22 protein-coding genes and 1 pseudogene are annotated in these 23,611 nt (G+C 70.7%); 15 read left to right on the top strand and 8 right to left on the bottom strand.

The window, feature by feature from the left end:
• Nucleotides 1–234: 234 nt before the first annotated feature.
• On the bottom strand, nucleotides 235–810 hold the full coding sequence (locus tag ACFYUV_RS10335) for an RICIN domain-containing protein (protein ID WP_387667192.1): 576 nt from the start codon (nucleotides 808–810) through the stop codon (nucleotides 235–237).
• A 533-nt stretch (nucleotides 811–1,343) separates the two neighbouring features.
• Between ACFYUV_RS10335 and ACFYUV_RS10330 the strand changes: the two genes are divergently transcribed.
• Nucleotides 1,344–1,898 (top strand): TetR/AcrR family transcriptional regulator, encoded by a 555-nt coding sequence (locus ACFYUV_RS10330; RefSeq protein ID WP_387667190.1) that lies wholly within the window; start codon nucleotides 1,344–1,346, stop codon nucleotides 1,896–1,898.
• A 97-nt stretch (nucleotides 1,899–1,995) separates the two neighbouring features.
• Here ACFYUV_RS10330 and ACFYUV_RS10325 read toward each other — a convergent pair whose 3' ends face one another.
• On the bottom strand, nucleotides 1,996–3,528 hold the full coding sequence (locus tag ACFYUV_RS10325; RefSeq protein WP_387667187.1) for an MFS transporter: 1,533 nt from the start codon (nucleotides 3,526–3,528) through the stop codon (nucleotides 1,996–1,998).
• Nucleotides 3,525–4,553: a fatty acid desaturase family protein gene (locus tag ACFYUV_RS10320; protein WP_387667185.1), complete on the bottom strand. Its 1,029-nt coding sequence runs from the start codon at nucleotides 4,551–4,553 to the stop codon at nucleotides 3,525–3,527. The genes ACFYUV_RS10325 and ACFYUV_RS10320 overlap by 4 nt, the downstream gene beginning before the upstream one ends.
• A 76-nt stretch (nucleotides 4,554–4,629) precedes the next feature.
• On the opposite strand from ACFYUV_RS10320, the gene ACFYUV_RS10315 reads away from it, so the two are divergent.
• Nucleotides 4,630–5,187: a TetR/AcrR family transcriptional regulator gene (locus tag ACFYUV_RS10315; protein ID WP_387667182.1), complete on the top strand. Its 558-nt coding sequence runs from the start codon at nucleotides 4,630–4,632 to the stop codon at nucleotides 5,185–5,187.
• Between the two features lie 41 nt (nucleotides 5,188–5,228).
• A complete protein-coding gene (locus ACFYUV_RS10310; RefSeq protein ID WP_387667180.1) occupies nucleotides 5,229–5,486 on the top strand; it encodes a hypothetical protein in 258 nt (85 codons plus the stop codon).
• 47 nt (nucleotides 5,487–5,533) lie between these two features.
• Here ACFYUV_RS10310 and ACFYUV_RS10305 read toward each other — a convergent pair whose 3' ends face one another.
• Nucleotides 5,534–6,151 carry a DsbA family protein gene (locus ACFYUV_RS10305; protein WP_387667177.1) on the bottom strand — a complete coding sequence of 206 codons (618 nt, stop codon included), beginning with the start codon at nucleotides 6,149–6,151 and terminating at the stop codon, nucleotides 5,534–5,536.
• 71 nt (nucleotides 6,152–6,222) lie between these two features.
• Here ACFYUV_RS10305 and ACFYUV_RS10300 point away from each other — a divergent pair, with 71 nt between their 5' ends.
• The 7 genes from ACFYUV_RS10300 (at nucleotide 6,223) to ACFYUV_RS10270 (ending at nucleotide 13,433) form a co-directional block, all read left to right on the top strand.
• Complete coding sequence (locus ACFYUV_RS10300; RefSeq protein ID WP_387667175.1) at nucleotides 6,223–7,107, top strand: LysR substrate-binding domain-containing protein; 885 nt, start codon at nucleotides 6,223–6,225, stop codon at nucleotides 7,105–7,107.
• 68 nt (nucleotides 7,108–7,175) lie between these two features.
• Nucleotides 7,176–7,655, top strand: a complete 480-nt coding sequence (locus ACFYUV_RS10295) for a VOC family protein (RefSeq protein ID WP_387667172.1) — start codon at nucleotides 7,176–7,178, stop codon at nucleotides 7,653–7,655.
• Between the two features lie 255 nt (nucleotides 7,656–7,910).
• Nucleotides 7,911–9,299 (top strand): GlxA family transcriptional regulator, encoded by a 1,389-nt coding sequence (locus ACFYUV_RS10290; protein WP_387667170.1) that lies wholly within the window; start codon nucleotides 7,911–7,913, stop codon nucleotides 9,297–9,299.
• A gap of 119 nt (nucleotides 9,300–9,418) precedes the next feature.
• On the top strand, nucleotides 9,419–10,807 hold the full coding sequence (locus ACFYUV_RS10285; RefSeq protein ID WP_387667167.1) for a DJ-1/PfpI family protein: 1,389 nt from the start codon (nucleotides 9,419–9,421) through the stop codon (nucleotides 10,805–10,807).
• A gap of 295 nt (nucleotides 10,808–11,102) precedes the next feature.
• Complete coding sequence (locus ACFYUV_RS10280; RefSeq protein WP_387667165.1) at nucleotides 11,103–11,645, top strand: hypothetical protein; 543 nt, start codon at nucleotides 11,103–11,105, stop codon at nucleotides 11,643–11,645.
• A gap of 205 nt (nucleotides 11,646–11,850) precedes the next feature.
• The gene (locus tag ACFYUV_RS10275) at nucleotides 11,851–12,654 is read left to right on the top strand and encodes an alpha/beta fold hydrolase (protein WP_387667163.1); all 804 of its coding nucleotides are present in this window, start codon (nucleotides 11,851–11,853) and stop codon (nucleotides 12,652–12,654) included.
• Nucleotides 12,654–13,433 (top strand): MerR family transcriptional regulator, encoded by a 780-nt coding sequence (locus ACFYUV_RS10270; RefSeq protein WP_387667161.1) that lies wholly within the window; start codon nucleotides 12,654–12,656, stop codon nucleotides 13,431–13,433. The genes ACFYUV_RS10275 and ACFYUV_RS10270 overlap by 1 nt, the downstream gene beginning before the upstream one ends.
• An 82-nt stretch (nucleotides 13,434–13,515) precedes the next feature.
• Here ACFYUV_RS10270 and ACFYUV_RS10265 read toward each other — a convergent pair whose 3' ends face one another.
• Nucleotides 13,516–13,953 carry a hypothetical protein gene (locus ACFYUV_RS10265; protein WP_387667159.1) on the bottom strand — a complete coding sequence of 146 codons (438 nt, stop codon included), beginning with the start codon at nucleotides 13,951–13,953 and terminating at the stop codon, nucleotides 13,516–13,518.
• A 74-nt stretch (nucleotides 13,954–14,027) separates the two neighbouring features.
• Between ACFYUV_RS10265 and ACFYUV_RS10260 the strand changes: the two genes are divergently transcribed.
• The 4 genes and pseudogenes from ACFYUV_RS10260 to ACFYUV_RS10245 all read left to right on the top strand — a co-directional run.
• Nucleotides 14,028–15,293, top strand: a complete 1,266-nt coding sequence (locus tag ACFYUV_RS10260) for a pentapeptide repeat-containing protein (RefSeq protein ID WP_387667156.1) — start codon at nucleotides 14,028–14,030, stop codon at nucleotides 15,291–15,293.
• Between the two features lie 192 nt (nucleotides 15,294–15,485).
• Nucleotides 15,486–15,968 (top strand): hypothetical protein, encoded by a 483-nt coding sequence (locus tag ACFYUV_RS10255; protein ID WP_387667154.1) that lies wholly within the window; start codon nucleotides 15,486–15,488, stop codon nucleotides 15,966–15,968.
• Between the two features lie 134 nt (nucleotides 15,969–16,102).
• Nucleotides 16,103–19,012 (top strand): tetratricopeptide repeat protein, encoded by a 2,910-nt coding sequence (locus tag ACFYUV_RS10250; protein WP_387667152.1) that lies wholly within the window; start codon nucleotides 16,103–16,105, stop codon nucleotides 19,010–19,012.
• A 73-nt stretch (nucleotides 19,013–19,085) separates the two neighbouring features.
• Nucleotides 19,086–19,277: pseudogene (locus ACFYUV_RS10245) on the top strand (recombinase family protein); the annotation flags it as partial.
• Nucleotides 19,278–19,330: 53 nt separating this feature from the next.
• On the opposite strand, the gene ACFYUV_RS10240 reads toward ACFYUV_RS10245, so the two are convergent.
• On the bottom strand, nucleotides 19,331–19,957 hold the full coding sequence (locus ACFYUV_RS10240; RefSeq protein WP_387667150.1) for a response regulator: 627 nt from the start codon (nucleotides 19,955–19,957) through the stop codon (nucleotides 19,331–19,333).
• A gap of 11 nt (nucleotides 19,958–19,968) precedes the next feature.
• Nucleotides 19,969–21,957 carry a sensor histidine kinase gene (locus ACFYUV_RS10235; RefSeq protein ID WP_387667148.1) on the bottom strand — a complete coding sequence of 663 codons (1,989 nt, stop codon included), beginning with the start codon at nucleotides 21,955–21,957 and terminating at the stop codon, nucleotides 19,969–19,971.
• A gap of 137 nt (nucleotides 21,958–22,094) precedes the next feature.
• Between ACFYUV_RS10235 and ACFYUV_RS10230 the strand changes: the two genes are divergently transcribed.
• The gene (locus ACFYUV_RS10230; protein WP_387667145.1) at nucleotides 22,095–22,529 is read left to right on the top strand and encodes a hypothetical protein; all 435 of its coding nucleotides are present in this window, start codon (nucleotides 22,095–22,097) and stop codon (nucleotides 22,527–22,529) included.
• Nucleotides 22,530–22,905: 376 nt separating this feature from the next.
• Here the strand turns inward: ACFYUV_RS10230 and ACFYUV_RS10225 are convergent, their stop codons facing one another.
• Entirely contained in the window at nucleotides 22,906–23,199 is a 294-nt protein-coding gene (locus ACFYUV_RS10225; protein ID WP_387667142.1) for a hypothetical protein, read from the bottom strand.
• Nucleotides 23,200–23,611: the final 412 nt, after the last annotated feature.

Below are 23,611 nucleotides of genomic sequence, written 5' to 3'. Positions count from 1 at the left end.
GAGGACGCCGGCCCATGGCTCGCAGCGCCAGGGCGAAGGTGGGCATGTCCTCATCGATCACCTTCGGCCCGGCCGCCGTGGTGGCCGGGCGCGGCGGCGGCCTGCCGGCCTCCAGGGTCCCTTGTCGCGGATGTGGTCGTGGTCGCGCTGGGCGGAGACGGCCAGCACCGCCAAATGAGTCACGATCTCAGGTGAGTAGTGAGACGACCGGCCCGTTGCCGGGGCCATCGGATCCTATTCCCAGCTGACGCCGACCTGCCGGAAGCGCCACAGCTGGTTGTTGCCGGAGCCGGGCCCGCCGCAGGTGCCCTGAATGACGTTGGCGCCGTGCTCAAGGCGAGCGTTGGCCACGTCCAGACACTTTCCGCTGTGCCGGGCGCGGATGCGGGCGGTGCCGTCGGTCTTCACGTACTCGATGCGCCATTGCTGGTTGTAGGCGGCCGGCCCGCCGCAGACGCCTTGAATGACGTTCGCGCCGTGTTTGGTGCTGGCATAGGCGACATCGAGGCACAGGCCGCTGTGCCGGGCGATGAGGCGGATGTAGTTGCCGGAGGCGCCGCTGTCGACGATGCGCCACTGCTGGTTGTAGCCGCTGCCGCGGGGGGCGCAGGTGCCCTGGATGACGTTGGCGGCGTGCCCGGTTCTGGCGTACGCCACGTCCAGGCACTTTCCGCTGTGCTGAGCCACGACCTGGTACCAGTACACCGGACCGGCCGCCGACGCCGACGCCACCGCCGACGCGGGCACGCAGAGCGTGCCGGCCAGCAGACCGGCTGACGCAACGGCTACGGCGAGTCGCCTACCACTCATGATCTCTCCTGTGCTTCCTCGGTGACACGGGCTGAACTCCCCCACCATCACCGGCCCAGGCGAGATCGGTCATGAGTAACCCCATACTCGGATTTCGACCCGCGGGGGCCTTCAGGGAGGAGCGGACCGGATTGGTGCTGCGCCATCCCGAGCTCGGGTTCGGGTCGAGGAATCGATGGTCATCTTGGGTTCTCAAGCGATGGCGAGAGCCGTGGGCCGGGGAGGATCCAGCGTGCCGTTCACGAACTGCTGGAGTCTGCGCGGACAGTCGAGCCATGGCCGGTGCACATGTCGGCCATCGGGCTCGCGCCTCGCCCCGCCCCGCCCCGCCCCGCCCCGGAAGTTCAGATGAGTGACGGACTGGACGGACAAATTCGGCTATGTTGCCCGGCTGGGGAACCACCCCTTTCTCCCCAGCCCCGACAGACAGGTGACCGTTCACACCAGCGAGCCCGGCATCGATTCTGATGCCGGCTACACCGTGGGCTACGGATGTTTGAAACGCTTGTTTGCGGCGTTGGTAGGATCGTCACGTGGGAGTTCCTGAGGATTTGCTGGCCGCGACCAAGCAGTGTCTGTCCGAGCGCGGATATGCCCGCACGACGGTGCGCGACATCATCGCCGTCTCCGGCAGCAACCTCGCCGCGATCAACTACCACTTCCGCTCCAAGGACGCGCTGCTCACCCAGGCCATGATCGAGGTGACCGGCGAGGCGGTCGCGGAGATCCTCAAGGCTTTTCCCGACGACTCCAAGGAATGGTTCGAGGCCTTCTGGGGTGAGCTGATCGAGTCCTTCCGCACCAACCCGACCGTCTGGCGGGCCAATGTCGAGACGCTCGCGCAGGCCTCTCACCTGCCTGATGTGCGGGCCCGGCTGGCCGAGGGGCAGGCGCTGGCCCAGCGGGAGCTGAGCGCGCGCCTCCCCGGGCACGACGAGGCGGGGGCCCAGGTGCTGCTGACGCTGTTCATCGGGCTGCTGGTGCGCTGGCAGATCGACCCCGACAACGCCCCGGCGGCCCACGATCTGGCCACCGGCCTCCGCGCGGTCGCCCAGGCGGCGGGCCACGGGGAATCGGCACCCGCCTGACCGCTCGGCCCCACTCCAGGCTCCTCGCCCCGGCGGCCCTGTTCCGCCCGCCTCGTTCCGACCCGCCCCCTTCCGCCTGCCGTGGCAAGCGGCCTCTTCAGCGCATCGCGTGGCGGCCGGCGTGCCGGTCCTCAGGTGGCGGCGGGGTGCCCTTCGCCTGCCGTACGGCACGCAGCATGACGGGAGCGAGCACCGCCATCACGCACAACGCGGCGGCCGCGGCGAGCATGGCGTAGTGCTGACCCTGTGTGAAGCCCTCGCGGGCGGCGGCGGCCAGCGTGGTCGCGGCCGGTTCCGTCAGGTGCCGCGCCGACTCCAGGGCGCCGCCCAGAGTGTCGAGTGCCGGTGACGGAGCGCCCGTCTCGGCGAGGTGTCCCCGGTAGACGGCGGTGCCGATGCTGCCCAGCAGGGAGATGCCGAGCGCGCCGCCGAACTCGGTGGCCACCTGTGACAGCCCGGCGACCGATCCCGCGCGCTCCGGCGGAGCGGTGGCGATGATCAGGTCGGAGGAGACCGTCAGGACGAGCGTGACGCCACCGGCCATCAGCATGATCCCGGCGATCAGCAGACCGCTCTGCCCCGTCACGTCCAGCCGGGACAGCAGCATGAACCCGCTCGCGCCGACGAGCAGCCCGGCGCAGACCACCAGGCCCGGCCTGACCTTGCGGGCGAGCACCGGCGCCAGCCCGGCGGCCAGCATCGCCATGCCCGCCGACGGCAGCGCGTACAGCCCGGCGATGAGCGGCCTGGCGCCCATGACCATCTGCAGGTACTGGGTCGTGAACAGGCTGGAGCCGACCATCGCGAAGACCCCGAGGGTGTTGGCGCCGATCGAGACGGTGAAGGCGCGGCTGCCGAACAGGCGCACGTCCAGCATCGGATCGGCCATCGAGCGCTGGCGCCGGACGAAGGCGGCCCCCAGCGTCAGCCCGGCGACGATGGCCAGCGCCGGCGCCCAGCCGAGGCCGTCCTGGGCGATGTGCTGGATCCCGTAGATCGTCGGCAGGATGGCGCCCAGCGACAACGCCACTCCGAGCAGATCGAACCTGCCCGGACGCGGGTCACGCGACTCGGGCAGCAGCAGCGGCGCCAGGACCAGCAGCAGCGCCATGACCGGCAGGTTGACCAGGAACACCGACCCCCACCAGAAGTGCTCGAGCAACGCGCCGCCCATCAGCGGGCCCAGCATCGCGCCGCCGGCGAACGCGCCGGTCCAGATGGCGATCGCCACGCGGCGCTGGCCGTCATCGTGGAACATGTTGCGAAGCAGCGACAACGTCGAGGGCATCAACGTGGCGCCACCCACCCCGAGCAGGGCACGGGTGACGATCAGCAGGTCGGCACTGGGAGAGAACGCGGCGACCGCGGAGGCGGCCCCGAACGCGGCGGCCCCCGCCATCAGCAGCCGCCGCCGCCCGACCCGGTCACCGAGCGTGCCCATCGGCAGCAGCAGCCCGGCGAGCATGAACGGATAGATGTCGATGATCCACAGCAGCTGGGCACCGCTCGGCGCCAGGGAGGCGCTGATGAACGGCAGCGCGTAGGACAGGACGTGCAGGTCGACGGAGATCAGGAGTACGGGCAGGACCAGGACGGCCAGCCCGATCCACTGCTTGCGTCCGGCCTTCATGAGCGGCCCTTCTCTCGGAGCGGAGCACCGGCCTGGTGCAGGTGACGCAGCGCCTCGGCGTGCGAGGCGACGAAACTGACTTCGTGGTACGGCAGGCGCAATTGCCGGCAGTGGGCCTGCACGATGGGTTGCGCCAGGCGCAGGTTGGGGGTGGGCATGTTGGGGAACAGGTGGTGTTCGATCTGGTAGTTGAGCCCGCCCATGGCGATGTCGGTGAACCGGCCGCCGCGCACGTTGCGGGTGGTGAGCACCTGCTTGCGTAGAAAGTCGAGCTTGGCCTCCCCCGTGAGGGTCGGCATTCCCTTGTGGCCGGGGGCGAACACGCAGCCCATGTAGACGCCGAACAGCCCCTGGTGGATGGCGAGGAAGACCAGTGCCTTGCCCGGTGACAGGGTCCAAGCCAGCACGCCCAGGTAACAGGCGAAGTGCGCGAACAGCAGCGCGCCCTCCAGGAAGCGCTGTTTCATCCAGGGCTGCCGCAGGGCCCGCACACCGCTGACGTGCAGGTTGAGCCCTTCGAGCAGGAGCAGCGGGTAGAGGAGGAACGCCTGCCGGCCGCCGATGAGCCGGGCCAGGCCGCGCGCGTCGCGTGCCTGTTCCTGTGACCACACGAGGACGTCGGGTGTGACGTCCGGATCGAGTTGCTCGTGGTTGGGGTTGGCGTGGTGGCGGGTGTGCTTGTTCATCCACCAGCCGTAGCCGAGGCCGATGGCGAGGTTGCCGCCGAGCCGCCCGAGGATCTCGCTCGGGCGGCGATCGCTGAAGACCTGCCGGTGAGCCAGATCGTGCAGAACCAGGGCGACCTGCGCGAAGACGATCGCGAAGTAGGGGGCCAGCAGGAGCTGGAGCCAGGAGTCGCCCAGCCAGAGGAACGCTGCCGCTCCTGCAAGGTAGGCGGCTGCGACGGCGGTGATCCGGACCAGGTAGTAGCGGGGGCGCCGGTCGAGGAGCCCGGCCTGCCGGATGAGTCTGGACAGGCGGCTGAAGTCGCTCGCGGCCGTAACCGCTGCGGTTGCTTGTGCCATGCCGACGACCATACACACGTTTGAAACGTTCGTGCAAAACATGTGTTTGTGACGGTTGTTTGGATAAGGTGGCGGAATGAAGGAGCGAGACAAGCTGATCGAGGGCGCCAAACGCTGCCTGCAGGAACGCGGCTACGCGCACACCACGGCACGCGACATCGCCAGGACTTCCGGCGCCAACCTGGCCTCCATCGGCTACCACTTCGGATCGAAGGACGCGCTGCTGGCCGACGCCATGGTCGAGGCGACCGCCGAGTGGGCCGACAAGCTACGCCAGGCCATGGCGGGCGAAGTGCCACGCGAGGGGGATGGGAAGTTGTGGCAGCAGGCGATCGAGCTGCTCGACCTCCACCGCCCAGTCTTCGTGGCCGGCATCGAAGTCTTCGCTCAGGCCGAGCGCAGGCCACAGCTGCGCCAGGCATTGGCCGACGCTCAGGAGGCCGCACGCCTGGAATTGACCAACTGGCTCGCTGAAGGGACGTCGCCTCCAGCGACGCAGCGGGCGGTCGGCGCCTTCTACCTGACCTTGCTGACGGGGCTGATCCTGCAACGTCTCATCGACCCGGAACGCGCCCCCACCGCCGAATCACTGACGGAGGCGCTGGGTGCCGTGCGTGCGCGTGCCGGCGCATGACGGCGATACCTTCACTCACCCTGCGTCAAGCTCTGCTGGTCGTGGACGCGGTGAACGGCATGCACTCCACCGACCGCCTGGCCGGCACGCGCCTGCTGGCACAGGAAGTGGAGGCGGTGATCGCGTTGGGCGCGGCAGCGGTATGGGCGGAGGAAGGGCACGCTCTGTTGGACATGATCAAGGCATGGACGACCTGCGAGCGCCTGGCGGTCATCGCCGCCGCCGAGCGATTCTGGGCATGTTCCGAGGGCGGCTATGAAGAGGGGCTGCGAGCAGTAGGACTGCTGCCCGAACCATGAGTCCGGCTTGAACCTGCGGACAGCCGTTGGCGGTACCCGCGAGCAACTTAGCCGGACGCACCTCTGCAAGCTGGGCGCCAGCGCGGGCGGGCGTTCGCGACGACGGTCAGCTGGCCGTACAGGGCCTCCTCCGACAGGGTGCCGCCGTGGAGCGCGGGCTGCCGGCCGAAGCGGAACACCGGCACGGCGGTCACCTCCCGAGCCCACGGCACGGGGACCGTCTCATCCCATCGCACGCCCTGCTCGGCAGCCAGGGCACGCAGCACGCCGAGGCTGCCGATGTGGGCGCCGTCCACGAAATGGGCCTGGAACAGCCGCGCGGTCATGGCCTCGCCCAGCCCCTGGTCGGCGGCCATGGCGATGAGCTGGTGCGCGTGCCGGGTGCCGGCCGTCAACGCCTTGGCGAAGTCCAGCGGAATGCCCTCGGCCGCCGCGAGGGCGTTGACCCGCGCCACCCCGCTCTCGCCGAACCTGGCCAGGCTCTGCGCGAGCTTGGACTCGCCGCCCACCGCGCCGGGCTCCACCTGCCAGGACCGGATCGTCAGGTCGACGTGCCCGCCCTCGTCTCGGAAGCGGGCGGCGGCTCGCCGGTATCGGGTGAAGGCCAGGTAGGACCAGATGCAGCTGACGTCGAGGGTGATGTCCACGGATACGGTGTTCTTCATGGTGTCCAGGGTCGCCACCGCCCCCACCCGCGGCAACGCCGGATTTCGCAACGATCGCTAACGTACGGGTTATGGAACGGCGTGACATCGAGATCTTCCTGACCTTGGCCGAGGAGCTGCACTTCGGTCGTACGGCGGAGCGGCTGGGCGTCAGCGGGGCCCGGGTGAGCCAGACGATCAAGCAGCTGGAGCGCCGGTTCGGTGTCGCGTTGTTCCAGCGGACCAGCCGCCACGTGACGCTCACCCCGGTGGGCAGTCAGCTCCGCGACGACGTGCAGGCGGGCTACCAGCGCATCCAGGAAGGCATCGCCAAGGCCGTCGCCGCCGGCCGGGGGTTCGCCGGGACCCTTCGGGTGGGCTTTTCCAGCCCCCTGGTGGGCGAGGCCATCATGGCCGCCGCGCAGGCGTTCCGCGCCCGCCATCCGGACTGCGAGGTGCGCATCCGCGAGGTGCACCTGTCGGACGCCTTCCGTGCGCTGCGGGGCGACGAACTCGACCTGCAGATCACCGAGCTGCCCGTCCGGGAGAGCGACCTGTCGAGCGGGCCCGCCCTGCTGCGCGACCCCCGCCTGCTGGCCGTCTCCGCGCGGCACCCCTTCGCCCGGCGCGCCGCCGTCACGGTGGAGGACCTGGCCAGGGACCTGGTGCTGGTCCCCGCCGACGCGCCCGCCTACCTGCTCGACGCCCTCATCCCGGCGCAGACCCCCAGCGGCCGCCCCATCCGGCGGGAGCAGGTGCTGACCTCGCGGCAGGAACTGCTCACCCTGGTCAGCGGCGGCGCGGGCATGGCCGTCGTGGGCGGGCAGGCCACGCGGTACCACTCCAGGCCGGACCTCGCCTACGTGCCTATCGCCGACCTACCGCCGATCGAGTACGGCCCCGTCTGGCCGGTCGGCGGCCAGACCAGCAGGGTGCGCTCCTTCCTCAAGCTCCTGCAGGCAGAGCTCGATCGCTAACCCAGGGGTTGAGGATCGTTTCGGATCTCGTCGTTGTTGCAGGTCAGTGCGGCGCCCAGGGTGGAGGCATGGCAACGACGAAGGAGCACACCATGACGAACCCCATCCCCGAGGAGTACAAGGGCGGCGTCCCCTACCTCAACGTGCACGACGCCAAGGCGGCGATCGCCTTCTACCGGGAGGCCTTCGGCGCGGACGTGCGCATCGAGATCCCCCGCCAGGGCGACAAGATCGCGCACGCCGAGTTCCGCATCGGCGACGCCGTCTTCATGCTGCGCGACGAGTACCCCGAGTACCGTTTCCGCAGCCCGAAGACGATCGGCGGCACCCCGGTCAACCTGATGGTCTTCGTCGCGGACGTCGAGACGTTCGCGACGCGCGCCATCGCGGCCGGAGCGCACGTGATCCGGCCGGTGGAGATGCAGTTCCACGGCGATCTGCAGGTCGAGCTGGAGGACCCCTTCGGGCACTCCTGGTTCTTCACCAGCCGGGTGGCCCACATGGACGAGGCGGAGCTGAAGGAGACCGCCTCGGCGGTGAACCTCTGATCCGGCCGGGCCCTCGGCGGGGGACGTCCGCCCGCAGCGCTACCGGCAACGGTCCGGTCCGTCAGCGCGGCGATGGCCGCGCTGACGGTAGTGCGCCCCCGGTTCAGCTCCGCTGCGATCGCCTCGCCCACGCCCGGCACCGCGCCTGCCGATGACTGCATCCGCCCAGGTCATTGTCTGCGAGGGCTTTCGCTGCAACGTACGCGAGTTCCGGTCAGCCGGGAGACGGAAACGCGTACGGCAGGATGATCCGCTGTGCTGCTCCGCCTGGCCTACCTGACCGTCACGAACGCCTTCGCCGCGCTGCGACTGCTGCCCATGAGCGAACGGGACAAGGACCTGGAAATTCTCGTTCCGCGTCACCAGATCGCCGTCCTCCAATGCCAACTCGGCGCTGACACGAGAGCGCGATCCACACCCGAGGACCGGGCCCTTCTCGCCGCTCTCCTCACCTCGATCAGGCCCTCCAGCTGGGCCTCGAAGAGGCCCGTGTCACGCCACTACCGGAAGCGGTTGCAGACGGTCGGCCAGGCACCCAGGCCCCGCCCCGAGAGCGAATCCCACAGATTGATCAAGGGTCCGGACCTCGCAGTGCCTGATCCGTCCGGTCTCCGGCGCTGGTTGCCCTCGTGGGCATCGGTGGAGCTTGCCTACTGTGTCCGTGTGAGTGACGTGACGAGCGGGCGTACGGGACGGGTGGTCGTGCTGGTGCTGCCCGAGGTGAACCTGTTGGATCTCGGCGGCCCGGTCCAGGTCTTCTCTGCGGCAGCCCACTTGGGCGGCTGCTACCGGCTGGAGTACGTCGCCGAGACCGGTGGGGTGCGCTCGGCGCAGGGGCTGGAGCTCGCTGGGCTCCAGGCGCTCGCGGCGACGCAGGCGGGACCGGGTGATCTGGTGCTGGTGCCGGGGCCACGACTGACCGGATCCGACCGACTGGTGTCGAGCGCCGCAGTGCGATGGCTGCGGGAGGCTTATGACGCGGGGGCGCGGGTGGCGTCGGTGTGCAGCGGCGCCGCGGCCCTGGGAGAGGCGGGGCTGCTGGATGGACGGGCGTGCACGACGCACTGGTCGCTGACCGGAGCGATGCGCGAGCGGTATCCGGCAGCCCGGGTCCGCGAGGCGGCCCTTTACGTCCACGACGGGCGCATCAGTACCAGCGCGGGCATCTCCTCCGGGATCGACCTTGCACTGTCCCTCGTCGAACGCGACCACGGCCCGGAACTGGCCGCCGCCGTCGCCCGTGAGCTGGTGCTCTATCTACGGCGGGACGGCGATGCTGCCCAGATCAGCCCGTTCCTGCGCTACCGCGACCATCTGCAGCCCGCCGTGCACCGGGTGCAGGACCACCTGGCTCAGAACCTGGACGCCCCGCACTCCCTCGACGAGCTCGCCGCCGTTGCCCATCTGTCGCCGCGCGGTCTGACGCGGGCCTTCATCACGGCCACCGGGATCACCCCGCTGGCCTACCAGCGCCGGCTGCGCCTGGAACGGGCCCGTGCCCTGCTGACGGACACCGACCTGACGGTGGAGACGATCGCCGCCCGTTGCGGCTTCCGTGACGCACGGCAGTTGCGCCGCCTGGTCACCGCGAGCTTCGGCATTTCGCCGTCCCGACTCCGCACGCAGTTGCGCCCCGCCGGCTGAAACGCCCGCTGGGAACGGCTCCTGACGCCTTCCCTCGGCCACTTCCTTTCTTGTTCTCCCCATGGGGGCGGTTGCGTGTGCCGCACCCCCACCAATCGTCCGCTTTATGGAGGTATGTCGTGTCAAGATTGAATAGGGGGCGCTGGGTGGTCCGCCGTGCGGGCTGGGTGCTCATGGGCACGGCGCTGTCGGTGGCGTCGTTCGCCGGGATCGCCTTCGCGGGGGTGAGCATGTCGATGGCGGACAGTTTCGCCCCAGCACCGACCGCATCGGACGCGCGTGCGTGGCCGACCGCGCGGGCCGTGCCGACCGGCCGGATCACGGTGGCCGTGGTGGTCAGCAACGAGGGGTCTGTGGCCACCGACGTGATGGCGCCGTACCGGGTGTTCGCCGAGTCGGAGAAGTTCTTCGTCTACACCGTGGCGGCCGAGCGCCGCGTCTCCCCGCTGTCCGGCGGAGCCCATCTCCTGCCCGACCACACGTTGGCCGAGGTGGGCAGCGGAGTGATCCCTGAGCCCGATGTGGTGGTCGTGCCCGCGGTGACCGAACCGGCCGACGCCAAGGAGGCGCGGCTGCGGGAGTGGATCGTGGAGCGGCACCGCAAGGGCGCGCGTGTTCTGGGAGTATGCGCGGGCTCTGAGCTGCTGGCGGCCTCCGGCCTGCTGGACGGCCGGGACGCGACCTCCTTCTGGTCCAACATCAGCTCCTTGCAGCGCGATCACCCCCGGGTGCACTGGAAGCGCGGCCAGCGGTATGTGGAGGACGGCCGGGTCACCACCACCGCCGGCATCACCTCCGGTACGGTCGGAGCCCTAAGGGTCGTGGAGAAACTGGCAGGCAACGGCGAAGCCGCCCGAATCGGGAAGGGCCTGTCGTATCCGGGCTGGACTCTGGACGGGCCGACCACGATCCCGGCCAACCACCTCACACTCGGCGACCTGCCGTACGCCCTGAACGCCGCGTTCCCCTGGCTTCGCTCCACGGTGGGGATCGGCCTGGTCGACGGCGTCGATGAGATCGACGCCGCAGCCGCCTTCGAAGCGTACGGCGGGGTGTCCTTCAGCGCACGTACGGTGGTCCTCGGCAGCCGTGGCACAGTCACCACTCGTCACGGCCTCGTTCTGGTCGCCCAGCCGACAGGTTCCGGCTCCCACGGAGTGGACCGCTTCGTGGTGCCGGGCGTCGCGGATGTGTCGGCCGTCGACACGTCGCTGCGCACCTGGGCGCAGCGCGACAAGCTGGCCGTCGAACTGCCCGGCGGGGGACGGCATGCCGGTGAGTTCGGCTTTGATCCGGTCCTGCGTGACGTCGCCCGCCACAGCGACCGCTCCACGGCCCGGGTCACGGCGAAGTTCTCGGAGTACCCCTCCGCCCACCTGACGCTCACCGGGGCGGCCTGGCCCTGGCGGTCGACCCTGCTGGCCGTCGCGGCGGCCGCGGTCAGCGTCGGTGCGGGGTTCCTTCCGACGGCGATCCGGCGGGCCGTGCGGCGCCGGCGGGCGGCATGACAGCGCGTCGCACCCCGCGGGGTGCTCTCCCAGCCCACAGCCGCTTGTAGGTGTCCACCCCGCGGCCGGTCACCTTGCGCAGACAGGTCATGCGCTGGTCGTAGGTGGAGGCAGGGCTGCAGCCGATGGTGGCGACGGAAGACAGCCGCAATAGGGGTGCCGTCGGAGATACGGCAGAAACGGGCCGTGCGAGCACGTCGCCGCAGGCAGTGGAGAAGCCTCGCGGCGGTCAGATGGCTTGCACCGGGACCCCGACTCCCGTCATTGAAGGGATCATGGACGCGTGAGGGCGGAGATGCTTGCGAATCTGTCGGCGGCCGATCCGGGCATGCGGGCCGAGGCGCTGCGGTGGTTCACGGCGCACGGGGACTCCGGCGACGCGGCGGTCGTGGCACCTCTCGTGCTGGATCCGGGCGAGTTCGATGATCGGGATCATGACGATCCACCCGAGTCGGCGCGAACCCCCGTCCGGATGGTCGCCCTCGAAGCGCTCGCCCGGCTGCGGGCGCCGGGGATGTTCGCCGGGGTGTTCGACGACGCGCTTCAGGACGGCGATCTCCGGGTGCGGGGGCGGGCCGCGCTGGGCGCTTCGGCCGGGGCGCTGCTGGCGCGGCTCGCCGTTGAGGGCGATCGGGGGGTGCGGTACCGGATCGCGGTCGGGCTGCTCGCCGGTGACGTCGGCCGCGACCAGGCGGTTACGGCCCTCGAACGGCTGCGCGGCGGCGACGATCCGGCAGCGGTCGCCGCCGCCTCCGTCCTCGGCGCGGTGGCGTGCCTGCCGGATGCGGCCCGTTCCTGCCGCATTCCGGCGGCACTCCCAGAAGATCTTGGCCGGTAGCCGGGGTCGATGAGCGGCGTGGTGGTGAAGGAGGCCCGCGCGACAGCTGTGACAGGCCGGCGGGGAACCCCCTTCCTCGCCTTCGGGGTCGGGATCGGGAACCGCGATGGAGTCCTCCAGCTTCGAAGGCCGCGCACCTGTCGTGCCGGAATTCACGGAAACGCGACTTGACCTTGACCCTAAGGTCAAGGGTGACGCTGGTGGCATGACGAACTCGAACGCTGCCCACCTGGGATGGAAGGGCCTGTTGCCGGTGGAGGACACCGCACTGGCCGTGACCGACACCGGCGGGTCAGGCATCCCCGTGGTCTACCTGAACGGCTCCTACGCGAGCCAGCGGCACTGGCGCCCCGTCATCAACGCCCTGGGGCCGGGGTGGCGGCACATCACCTACGACGAGCGGGCTCGCGGCAAATCGAAGAAGTCGGCGGACTACTCCTTCGAGGCCTGCGTCCGGGATCTCGACGCCGTCCTGAAAGCCAGGCGGGTGGAGCGACCGCTCTTGGTGGGCTGGTCCTACGGCGCCTTGCTCGGGGTCCACTGGGCCGCTCGGCATCCGGGCCGCGTCGCCGGCGTGGTCGGGGTCGACGGCCCCTTTCCGTCCGGGTGGACCGACGAGGCCGGCCACGAACGCATCCGGCGGCTGTTCCACAAGGCCCGATGGGCGTTGCCGATGGCGCGCCTCATCGGCAACGCCGCGCGGATGAGTGCCGCACAGCATGCCGAGATCAACATCGAGGCCCACATCCTGCACGCCGCCCTCGAACCGGTCCTCGACAGCCTGACGGTCCCGGTCCGGTATGTGGTCGGCTCGGGGGAGGCCCTGGGAAGCAAGAATGACGAGCAGGAGCAGATGCGCACTACTCTCAACCCTGTGCTCGCCCGCAACCCGAACCTCACGATAGGCGCGAAGGTCGCCGGCAACCACGGCACGATCGTGCGCAAGGATTTCCGCGCCATCGCCGAGGTCACACGCGAGCTCGCCGCCCTCACCCGCGAAAGTCGCTGATGACCATGACCGGCGGCGTCACGATCGGCCAGGCGGCGGCCTTCGCCGGCGTCACGATCAAGACCGTCCGCCACTACCACCGGCTCGGCCTGGTCGACGAACCGCGCCGGGACGCTTCCGGCTATCGCCGCTACGGGTCGTCCGACCTGCTGCGGCTGGTCCAGGCCCGGACACTGGCCGAGTCCGGCGTACCGCTGTCCGAGATCGCTGCCCTGCTCGATGCCGATCCGGAGCGGTTCGCCGTCCGCCTGGCCGAGGTCAAACGGCGGCTGACCGAGCGGATCGAGGAGCTGATCGCGCGCGGCGACTCGCTGGACCGGCTCGCCAACAGTGACCGGGCCCTGTTGCCCGACCGGGCCTGCGCGCTGCTGGACCGGGCCGCCGGCCTCGGCTTCACCCCGGATGAGGTGGCGGCCTACCGCGAGGGCATGGTGCTGGCCAGGGCCCTGGTCCCCGACGGCTTCGACGACTATCTCACCACGGCCGAGCACGTCCTCGACGACGCTCGGTTCGTCGCCTTGAACAAGGAATGCTGGGCCGCCAAGGACCTGGCGCCCGACGACCCCCGCATCGAGGAACTCGCGACCGCCGTGGCCGACCGCTTCCTCGCCAACCCCGCGCTGCTCGCGATCTCGAGCGGCTTCCAGGCCCGCACCGACGTCACCCGATACGGCCTGCTCAACCATCACGGCGAAGACCAGGGGTCGGCCATGGCCCAGCTGACCACGCTGGTCGAGGCGAAACTGCGCTCCGCCGGCGTGGACATCCCCCACCAATAGACGCCGCTCACCGTCCACAGTCCCGGCGCGGTGAGCCGACCACCACACGGTGGCCGGTCGGGGTATGCCTCACTTGTGAGGATCACGAACCGCGACCGTGATCGATCACAGAGCTACTTGGCGGCTGGGGACACGTTCGAGAGAAGACCTCCTGATCGAAGCGTTTGAGCAGTATCTCGCGCAGGGCCTGCCCGGTCATGTGGGCGGGCCGGCCGTCGCTGGTGGTTCGCAACCTGCCTTCCTTCCACACGGGCGGGAAGAGAGCGCCGGGGGTCCGGCCGCGCACGCTGATCCACGCGGCGATCAGCTCGGCGACGTCGTCGGGCACGTACCCGTCGCGCTCCTTGTTGCCCTTGCCCAGGGTGCGGACGGGTTCAGGGAACTCCCGAACGCCGACCGGAACCGGCTCTACGAGGCGCCCGGTCAGCTTCTCCTCCAGCGGCACGTCGAACATGCCCCGAAGCTGGAGGACGCGGGCGGTGCGGCGTACAGGGGTGGTGCGGGTGATGTCCGCGCGCACGAGGATCCTTCCAGGGGTCACGATCACGTCACTCGGCGTCCATTGAGCCCGGTTCCGGCCGCATCATCGGGCCCATGGCGAAGAAGTCCATTTCGATCGTGATCCCCATGATCGGTTGTGCACTGGTGGCGTCGATCGTCTGGATGCTGGGCCCAGGGACGCGCTGGATACTTGAGAACATCGACGGGGTGACCATCGGCGGGCCGACAGGACTGACCGGTAAGGATCTGGCGGCGGCTCTGGACGCGGTCCGAGGCAGGGTGCTGGCCGTGGCCACCGGGCTGGCTGCTCTGCTGGCGGTGTTCTACACCGCGCGCAACGCCGACACTGCCCGCCGTTCCTTCCAACTCGGCGAGCGCGGCCACGTGACCGACCGCTACAGCAAGGCCGTCGAGCAGCTCGGCAGCCCCCAGGCCCCAGTCCGCCTGGGGGGACTGTACGCGCTGGAGCAGCTCGCCCAGGGCACGCCTGACCCCGAGTTCCGGCAGACGATCGTGGACGTGATCTGCGCCTACCTGCGCATGCCGTTCACTCCGCCCACAGAGGGAACCACTTCGGAGCCCGCCGGCCGTGACCCCCAGGAGGAGCGGCAGGTCCGCCTGGCCGCCCAGCGCATCCTTGCCCATCATCTGCGCCATCACTCTCCGACCGCACGTCCTTGGCGGCGGATTCGCCCCGCTGACCTCAACGCCCGTCACTGGCCGGACGTCCGCATCGACCTCTCCGGCGCAACACTCATTGACCTCGACCTCCGTAACTGCCATATCAGCGAAGCCAGGTTCGCCGAGAGCATCTTCATAGGTGACAGCACGTTCGCTGGGTCGATCTTCGTCGGCGATGCCATGTTTGACGGGACCGTTTTCAACGGAGCCGCCCGGTTCGGCGGAACGACCTTCGATGGTGCCGCCTGGTTCGAGCGAGCGACCTTCACCGGAGCCGCCACTTTTGCGGGGGCCACCTTCACCATCGCCGCTCAGTTCGAGGGAGCGACGTTCAACCGCGCTGCTCGGTTCACCGGGGCGGCCTTCGTTGGCGCCGCCTGGTTTGGTGGCGCGACTTTTGCTGGTGCCTGGTTCGCAGGAGCGACCTTCGACAGCGATGCCTGGTTTGGTGGAGCGACCTTCACTGACAGTGCCTTGTTCGAGAGGGCAGTGGGACTGGAGACCGCAGCGTTAGGCGGCGTGCGACTGGCGCCGGTGGCCAAGGACGTGGTGAGGATATGGCCGACGGCCTGGAAGGAGGCGTCGGATGGCACGGGAGGGCGGACGCTTCGATTGGCGCAGCCGCCCGCCGAAGGCGCCGATGAAGCCAGAGAGCCAGGCGAGTCCAGCGCTACCTGAGGGCCCGGACGGCGCGGCCTTCGGCGGCCAGGAGCGGGACCTCGGCCTCGCCGAGGTGGCCGGCGGCGCTGTGGCGCAGCTGGTGCAGGTCGAACCCGGCGTACTTCTCCAGGACGCGGGCCGGTCGTAGCCGAGTATGCTGCCTACGCCGGAACAGGCGTTTTCCCCCACATTTTTGGGCACGGAGGCGGCATGTTGGATCAGGCGTTGATCGCCTTGGCCTCGGCGGCCGGGGTAGCAGTGGCTCAGGCGGCCGGCACGGACGCCTGGCAGGGCTTCCGGGAGCGGGCGGCCCGTGTCTTCGGCCGTGGCCCTGCGGCGGATGCCGCTCAGGAAGCAGCCCTGGACAGGCTGGACCGTACGGCAGCCGAACTGGAGAGCGCCGATTCCGGCGCGGCCGAGCAGGTGCGGGACGCCGCGGTGACCGCCTGGCGGACCCGCTTCCAGGATCTGCTGGAGGAGTTGGACGAGGGCGGCCGTGAGCAAGTGGCAGCCCAGATACGTGAGCTGGTGGCCCTGGCTCAGCAGGCCGGCGGCGGTGTGTCGGCCGCGGACGACGGCATCGCCATCGGCGGCGACGTGCACATCGAGGCCCGGAACCACGCGGCAGCGGCTGTGAAGATGGGCGACGTGACCTTCGGAAACCCCTTGTCGCCGGGTCCGGACGGGAGCTGACCGCGCCCGGCGCTCGGCACGCTCCGCACATCACCGCGCACCTGTCGATCCACGCGGATTCGGGTGGGCTCGCCGCCGGGTACATCGAGCGGCTCGACTATCACGCCCCGCCGCGCCCTCCGGTCGTCTGGCCGGTGGTGGTGGGCGATGTGCCGCTCTTGGCCTCCGCCTTCCAGCCGCGCCCCGGCCTGCGCGGCCGGATCGACCGGGCATGGGCCGGACGCACCTCTCTGGTGCTCTCCGGCGGCGGCGGTGTGGGCAAGTCCCAGCTCGCGGCCGCCCGGGCACAGCAGGCCCTGGCCGCCGGCACCGAACTGGTGGTGTGGGTGAACGCCGTTGACACGGCGCAGGTCGTCACCGGCTACGCCGCCGCCGCCCTCCGCGTCCGGGCAGAGGGCGCGCAGGGGCAGGACGTCGAGAGTGATGCGCGGGCCTTTCTGGAGTGGCTGGCCGCCACCTCCCGCTCGTGGCTGGTCGTACTCGACGACGTCGCCGACACGGAGAGCATCAAGCGGTGGTGGCCGCCGTCATCGTCCAACTGGGACGGCCGGGTGCTGGCCACGTCCCGGCGCCGCGACGCTCTGATGTCCGGCGGCGGCCGGGCCGTCGTCGATGTCGGCACCTACGCCCCGGACGAAGCCATCGCCTACCTGCGTCACCGGTTCACCGACACGGACATGTCCCGACTGCTGGACGCGCAGGCCACGGATCTGCTGCGCGAGCTGGGACACCTGCCGCTGGCCTTGTCACACGCGGCCGCCTACATGATCAACGAGGATGTGCCCTGCGCGTCCTATCTTCGGCTGTTCGTCGACCAGCGGACCCGTCTGGAGGCGATGCTGCCTCCCGAGGCTGACACCGAGGGCTATGGCCGGCCTGTCGCGGCCGCGCTGCTGCTGGCGCTGGACGCCGTCCGGCGCCGCGACCCGTCGGGCGTGGCTGCGCCGGCCCTGTGCCTGACAGCTCACCTGGACCCGGTCGGTCACCCCTTGAGTCTGTGGGCCGATGCGGCGGTCATCAGCTACCTGAGCACCCACCGCAGCTTGCCCTCCGGTCATGCGGACGCCCTTGAGCCCGCAGAGGTCACCGCCGAACAGGCCCGGTCCGTGCTGTGGCTGCTGCACCACTACAGCCTGATCACCTTCGGCTCCCAGGACGGCGCCCGCGCGGTGAGCATGCACGCGCTGACCGCCCGTGCCGCCCGCGAGAACGCCCCCGCGCCCGTGCTCGCCGCGGCCATGAGCGCCGCCGCGGACGCCCTCGCGGCGATCTGGCCCGAGGAGGACCACACCGATCGCGACCTGGCCACTGTGTTGAGGGCCAACACCGACACCCTGACCCTCCTGGCCGGCGACCTGCTGTGGCAGCCCGACCTCCACCCGGTTCTGTACCGGGCCGGGATGAGTCTGCTGGACGCCGGCGCACACGCCGCCGCGGTGACCCACTGGCAGCGGCTTGCCGTCGACGCCGAGCGGCTGCTGGGCGACGAGCATCCCGACACCCTGACCTTCCTCAGCCTCCTGGCCGACTCGTACCGCCGGGCGGGGCGCACCGCGGAAGCGATCGCCCTTGGAGAGCAGGTCGCCGCCGACTCCGAACGGCTGCTGGGCGACGATCACCCCGACACCCTGACCTCCCGCAGCATCCTGGCCAACTCCTATTTGGTGGCGGGGCGCACCGCTGCGGCGATAGCCCTCGGGGAGCGCGTCGTCGCCGACCGCGAGCGGCTCTGGGGCCAGGACGCCCCGGCCACCGTCCTGGCCCGCAGCAACCTGGCCGCCTACTACTCACTGGCGGGGCGCACCGCTGAGTCGATCACCCTCGGGGAGCGCGTCCTCGCCGACCGCGAGCGGGTCCTGGAACCGGATCACCCCGACACCCTGGCCTCCCGCAGCATCCTGGCCGGCTCCTACTCAGAGGCGGGGCGCACCGCTGAGGCGATCGCCCTCGGGGAGCGCATCGTCGCCGACCGGGAGCGGATCCTGGGCGAGGGCCATCCCACCACCGTGGAGAGCCGAGCGAACCTCGTCGGCTACTACCACGCAGCGGGCCGCACCGGAGAAGCGATCGACCTGGCGGAACGGGCCATCACCGACGCCGAGCGGCTGCTGGGCGATGACGATCCTGTCACCCTCGTGGCCCGCGGCAACCTGGCCGCGCTGCACTTCGAGGCAGGGCACGTCGACGAAGCAATCGTTCTCGGGGAGCGGCTCGTCGCCGACGCCGAGCGCATCCTCGGTACCGGTCACCCGTACACCCGCAAGTTTCGGGACACCCTGGCCGACACCTACCGAGCGTCGGGGCGTCCGGACCACGCGATCGACGTGGCGCAGCTCAACGTCACCGAGGCCGAACGGCTGCTGGGTGAGGACCATCCCGACACCGTCATGGCCCGCATGGAGCTGGCCGCCTGCTACTGGGATGCGGGCCGTACGGAGGAAGCGATGGTCCTGGCGCGGCGGCTAGTGGAACCGGACAATCCCGACGGCTTGTCTGCCTACGCCGGCCTGGTGCGGTTCTACGAGACGACGGGGCAGGCCGAGGAAGCGCAGGCTCTACGGCGCGTGGTGGCCGACGTCGGGCGGGTTCTGGGCGAGGACCAGTCCGATGCCGTCGGAGTGGACGAGAAGGTCGCGCTGCTGGAGCGGGCCGCAGCCGACCTCGGGCGGATTCTGGGCGAAGACCATTCCCACACTGTCACCATCCGCGGCGGCATGGGTTTCGTCCTCCTGGAGGCGGGACGCTCAAAGGAAGCGATTCCCCTGCTGGAGCGGGTTGCCGCCGACACGGAGCGGCTGTTCGGCCTTCAGGACGCCATCGAGGGATTCATCAACCTGGGGATCGCCTACTCAAGGGTGGATCGCTGGGGAGAAGCGATCACGTTGCTGAAGAGAGTCGTCGCCGACGCCGACCGGATACTCGGTCCTCACCACCCCGGCACGCAGGACGCTCGCGCGGCCCTGGGCCGATGCTACGGCGCGGCGTTCCGGGCGCGGTTGGGCAGGCTGCGCCCGTGGCGGCGCAGGCAGAAGCCGCGAGAGTGACGGCCGTCCGAAGAGCATGTTCTGATCCGCCGACAGAAACGGGGGCAGCACGGCCAACCTGGTCTGCAAGCGCGTGTCGACCGACCAGCAGTCGACCGGCCGTCAGAACCTCGTTCTCGCCGAGGCCGGGATCGAAGACCCGGTCGTCTTCGAGAAGGACCCCGGCGCCTCCAGCCGCCTTCACCCGCTGGAACGACCGAAGCTCAGCGAACTGCTTACCTACGCGCGGCCTGGCGACACCGTGCACATCCCCGAGATGTTCCGCCTCGTACGCGGCACCGGGGCACATCCTCGCGGGCGGACGGGAGTCGGCGATGATCAGCCGGAGCCGAGCCCGGCATCCCGCGCCCGGGCAACCGCCGCCGAACGGTCGGAGACGTGCAGCTTGGCGAAGATGTTGGAGACGTGGTTGCGCACGGTCTTCTCGCTCAGCACGAGCCGCCGCGCGATCGCCTGGTTGTTCAGACCGACCGCGACCAGGTCGAGGATCTCCACCTCGCGGTCGGTCAGCTCGGGCAGCGGGCGCGGGCGTGCCGCGGTCGTGGCGAGCACCGACAGCAGGCGTTCGCCCGTAGAGGCGCCGAACACCACCTGCCCGGCCGCGACCGCCCGCACCGAGCGTACGATGTCCTCGCCGGTCGACTCCTTCAGCAGGTAGCCGCGGGCCCCGGCGCGGATCGCGGCGAGCACGCTCTCGTCGTCGGTGAGCATCGTCAGCGCCAGCACGACCGTCTCCGGCCGGTCGGCGAGGATGCGGGCGGTCGCCTCCACGCCGCTGATGCCCGGCAGGTGCAGGTCCATGAGCACCACCTCCGGCGCGACCCGTCCGGCGAGCTCGACGGCGGCCTCGCCGGTGCTCGCGACGCCCACGACGTCGATCTCCGGCGCGTCGCCGAGGAGCGCGACCAGGCCCTCGGCGAACACCGGGTGGTCCTCCACCACCATGACCCTGATCATCAGGCCGCCAGCGGGAGTCTGACGAGCAGGAGCGTGCCCGGTCCCGAGCCGGTGACCAGCTCGAACGTGCCGTTCAGCTCCTCGGACCTGCGCCGCATCGAGGCCAGGCCGAACCCGCGCCGGACGGGCGCGCCGACGCCCACGCCGTCGTCCTGCACGCGCAGCTCCAGGGTGTCGGTGGCGCGCAGCGTGACCGTGCAGCGGGAGGCCATGGCATGCCGTACGGCGTTCGTCAGCGCCTCGGCGGCGATCCGGTAAGCGGCGAGCTCGACCGGCGGCGGCAGCACGGGCAGGTCGGGCGGCACCTCCACGTCGACCGCGAGGTCGCCGGCGAAGCCTCTGCCGAGCTCGGCCAGCGCGCCGGCCAGGCCCAGGTCGTCCAGGGGCGGCGGCCGCAGGTCGTTGACGATCGTGCGGACGTCCTCGACGGTGGCGCGGATGCGCCTGGACAGCTCGTCCATCACCCCCTTGGCCTTGGCGGGGTCGGTGTCCACGAGGCGGCGGGCGCGGTCGGTCTGGAGCGCGAGCGCGGCCAGGTTGGGGCCGAGGCCGTCGTGCAGCTCGTACAGCAGGCGGTCGCGTTCCTCCTGGCGGGCGGCGAGCATACGGCCGTGCGAACGCTCCAGGTCGGCGCCGAGACGGTGGGCGTGCACGGCCACCGCGACGTGCGGGGCGAGCTCGCCCACCAGCTTGTGGTCCTTCGGGCGCAGCCGTTCGCCGAGCAGCAGCGCGCCGACCGGCTCGCCCCGGTGCAGCAGCGGCACGCTCTCGGCGACCTCACCCGGACGGCCCCAGGAGGCGACGACCGCGCCGGACTCCTCGACCGCGACGTAGTGGACGCGCAACACCCTGCCGACCTCCGCGGCCATCTGGTCGAGCAACTCGCCCGGCACGCCGGCGCCGGACAGGCGGGTGCCGAGCATGCGCAGCGCGCGGGCCGGGTTGTCGCGGTCGCCGTACACCAGGCGGTTGGCGGCGGCGAGGACCCGGGCGTACAGGGGATGCACGACGCACGCCACGAGCACCGCCGACACGCCCGCGCCGACGATGCCACCGAGGGTGAACGCGACCAGCGCGTACATGATCAGCAGCCCGACGCTGAGCGCGCCGAAGGCGAGCGCCCGCGACAGCAGGAGGTCCAGGTCCCACAGGCGGTGGGCGACGATCGCGACCGAGACCGCCACCGGCAGCGGCACCGCCGCCAGCACGAGCGCGCCCGCTCCCCAGGACGCGACGAGCGCCACCCCGGCCAGCGCGACCGTGATCAGCGCGGCGGCCACCACCCACTGGAGCCGCCTGCGCACCTCCTCGCCCGACGACCGGTAGCGGACGGCGAGCGAGGCCACCGCGGCGGCCACCGCCCCCGCCGTGCACGCGACGACCGGCCCGTCCAGCACGTCGGGCAGGCCGCGCAGACCGGCCAGCACGCCCGCGTACCCGTCGGGGAACAGGCCGGGCACGTTCTCGTACGGCACCGGCCGCAGCATCCAGTCCAGCGTGTTGGCCCCGATCGCGACGAGCGCCGCCACCAGCGCGGGCCGCCAGCGGCGCGAGGGCAGCCGCCCGTCCGGGAAGATCAGCAGGAAGACCGTCGGCACGACGAGGTAAGCCGGCATCCACAACCAGTTGGACGCCCACATCGCCCAGTCGTCACCCGGCAGCCGCCCGCCCCCGACGCCGCCCTCGACGCCCTGGTTGATGCCGAGCAGCCCGTACGTGCCGAGCGCCAGTCCCACCGCCTGGGCCGCCCCGGTGAACACCATCACCCAGCCCACCCGGCCCGCCGGCCCGCCCGGCCGCTGCGACACCACGAAGAGCCCCGGCACGCCGAACGACAGCGCCGCCACACCGCGGAAGGCGTCGAACCGCTCGACGATCCCCGTGACGCCGAGCGCCCGCAACCGCGGCTCGACCGCCAGCGAGCCGACCACGAGGGCGACGAGCACCCCGCCGACCAGCGCAGCACGCCGTACCGATCTGTCCTTCATGGAGTGAATCGTGCCACCCGGTTGTCCCACCGTCACGGGACGAGAAGTCCCCTCCAGGTCGGGACATGAGGCTCATGACGCCCGGCGGCCGCCCCGCACATCCTTGAGGCCGTTCCCCACGACCTCAGGAGAAGAACATGTCCGTCTCCACCACGACCACCACCGACCGGCCGCTGAAGGTCTCGCTGCTCGCCGGGGTCGGGCTGCTGCTCGCACTGGACCTGGCCGGCGCGGTCATCTCGCTGTCGGCCGGGCTGAACGCCACGTTCCTGGACGCGCTCGGCTCCCAGGCGCGCCTGTCGGCGCCGATCCCGATGATGGTCGCGCAGGTCATCCTGGTCGCGGGGGCAACCACCCGCCGCCGGGCGCTCGCCGCGCCCGCCGCCGGGCTGCTGGTCGTGGCGGGGGTGCTGGCGTTCATGTCCGGCTTCTACGACGGAGGCTACGCGGCCGACCTCACCGGCGGGCAGCGGATCTTCCAGATCGTCCTGGTGTGCGCGCATCTGGGGGTGGGCGTGCTGGCCGCGATCCGGCTGGTCGGGCTGCTGCGCCGCCGCAAGCCACTTTCGTGAGCAGGAGAACGTCGATCGCCGGAGCCGGCGGCGCGAGGCGGGCCATCAGCCTGGCGTGCGCAGCGCCACGACGGCGGCCGCCATGGCGGTTCGCAGCATTCCGCCGCTGAGCTCGGGACGCCGGACTGCCGCGCATCTCCGGGGCCGCCTACCGGTCGCGACACCGAGAGCTCCACTGAGCTCCCGCGTCCCGACAAGAGGCGGGCAAGGGAGCTCGTGGCGCGTACTGCATCCGGCCCCGCACGACTGGATCGATCCGGCGCGCGAGGTCGTATTCCGGTGGTACCCGCTCTGTGTCAAGCCGCGGGCCGCAGGTGCTGCAGAGCCCATTCGTACGAGTCGTACAGGACCAGGCTGCCGTGCTCGGCCAGCTTGCTCATGAACTCCAGCCGGCGCGGGTGAGCCGACGCCCGATCGCCCTCGCACGCTTGACTTCCGCGATCTGGTCGAGCACTGCCCGGCCCGCGTCGGTGACGTGCCAGCGGTAACCATTCGCGAGATCGTCCCGCTCATCGCGAATCAGCCCCTGTTCGGCCAACCGCTTGAAGTCAGCGCGCTTTGTCCAGTCGCCCCACAAGGTGTTCACGTCGCCAGTGATCACTGTGGAGTCCCGGATGCGAATCAAGAGCTTGCGTTGCCCCTCGGTGAGGTCGATCGGCGTGGCGTTCATCGCCGACCTCCGCGTCGCGTCTCGGAATAGATGCGGAGCTTCACGGTGTCGCTCATGAGGCATCATCGCCCTCGACGCCGACGCTGATCAAGTTCGCATCGGCGATGGGCAAAACTCCGGCCCGGACGGCGAGCCGATGAGCGACCCCGGCCTTCGACGCGGTCTTCGCCGACGCCGGCCTGCGCGTCATCAAGAGCCTCACAGGATTCCGCATGGACCGATTCCTTGCCTTGTCACGGCGTCGCCGACGCAGCCGATGTCCCGGTCACCGTCACAAGGCCATGCGCAACGTCGGCCTGGAGCTGCGCTCATCCGCTTCCGTCCGCACCCGAAGCCAGGGATGCGGCCGCGAACACCCGCGCCGCTTCGGCCGGCCATCCGCTTCGTCCTCGGCCTCGGCCGCCGGAAGCCG

The organism is Nonomuraea sp. NPDC003560, assembly GCF_042878785.1.
In the GTDB taxonomy this organism is placed as follows: domain Bacteria; phylum Actinomycetota; class Actinomycetes; order Streptosporangiales; family Streptosporangiaceae; genus Nonomuraea.
The sequence above is the reverse complement of the archived record's forward strand: the minus strand, read 5'-3'. Positions and strand labels throughout refer to the sequence as shown.

Bases quoted from the DNA above. Each gene is read 5' to 3' on its own strand.
- ACFYUV_RS10335 (WP_387667192.1), bottom strand. From the start codon at position 810: ATGAGTGGTAGGCGACTCGCCGTAGCCGTTGCGTCAGCCGGTCTGCTG.
- ACFYUV_RS10325 (WP_387667187.1), bottom strand. From the start codon at position 3,528: ATGAAGGCCGGACGCAAGCAGTGGATCGGGCTGGCCGTCCTGGTCCTG.
- ACFYUV_RS10320 (WP_387667185.1), bottom strand. From the start codon at position 4,553: ATGGCACAAGCAACCGCAGCGGTTACGGCCGCGAGCGACTTCAGCCGC.
- ACFYUV_RS10315 (WP_387667182.1), top strand. From the start codon at position 4,630: ATGAAGGAGCGAGACAAGCTGATCGAGGGCGCCAAACGCTGCCTGCAG.
- ACFYUV_RS10305 (WP_387667177.1), bottom strand. From the start codon at position 6,151: ATGAAGAACACCGTATCCGTGGACATCACCCTCGACGTCAGCTGCATC.
- ACFYUV_RS10300 (WP_387667175.1), top strand. From the start codon at position 6,223: ATGGAACGGCGTGACATCGAGATCTTCCTGACCTTGGCCGAGGAGCTG.
- ACFYUV_RS10295 (WP_387667172.1), top strand. From the start codon at position 7,176: ATGGCAACGACGAAGGAGCACACCATGACGAACCCCATCCCCGAGGAG.
- ACFYUV_RS10280 (WP_387667165.1), top strand. From the start codon at position 11,103: ATGCTTGCGAATCTGTCGGCGGCCGATCCGGGCATGCGGGCCGAGGCG.
- ACFYUV_RS10275 (WP_387667163.1), top strand. From the start codon at position 11,851: ATGACGAACTCGAACGCTGCCCACCTGGGATGGAAGGGCCTGTTGCCG.
- ACFYUV_RS10270 (WP_387667161.1), top strand. From the start codon at position 12,654: ATGACCATGACCGGCGGCGTCACGATCGGCCAGGCGGCGGCCTTCGCC.
- ACFYUV_RS10260 (WP_387667156.1), top strand. From the start codon at position 14,028: ATGGCGAAGAAGTCCATTTCGATCGTGATCCCCATGATCGGTTGTGCA.
- ACFYUV_RS10255 (WP_387667154.1), top strand. From the start codon at position 15,486: ATGTTGGATCAGGCGTTGATCGCCTTGGCCTCGGCGGCCGGGGTAGCA.
- ACFYUV_RS10240 (WP_387667150.1), bottom strand. From the start codon at position 19,957: ATGGTGGTGGAGGACCACCCGGTGTTCGCCGAGGGCCTGGTCGCGCTC.
- ACFYUV_RS10235 (WP_387667148.1), bottom strand. From the start codon at position 21,957: ATGAAGGACAGATCGGTACGGCGTGCTGCGCTGGTCGGCGGGGTGCTC.
- ACFYUV_RS10230 (WP_387667145.1), top strand. From the start codon at position 22,095: ATGTCCGTCTCCACCACGACCACCACCGACCGGCCGCTGAAGGTCTCG.
- ACFYUV_RS10225 (WP_387667142.1), bottom strand. From the start codon at position 23,199: ATGAACGCCACGCCGATCGACCTCACCGAGGGGCAACGCAAGCTCTTG.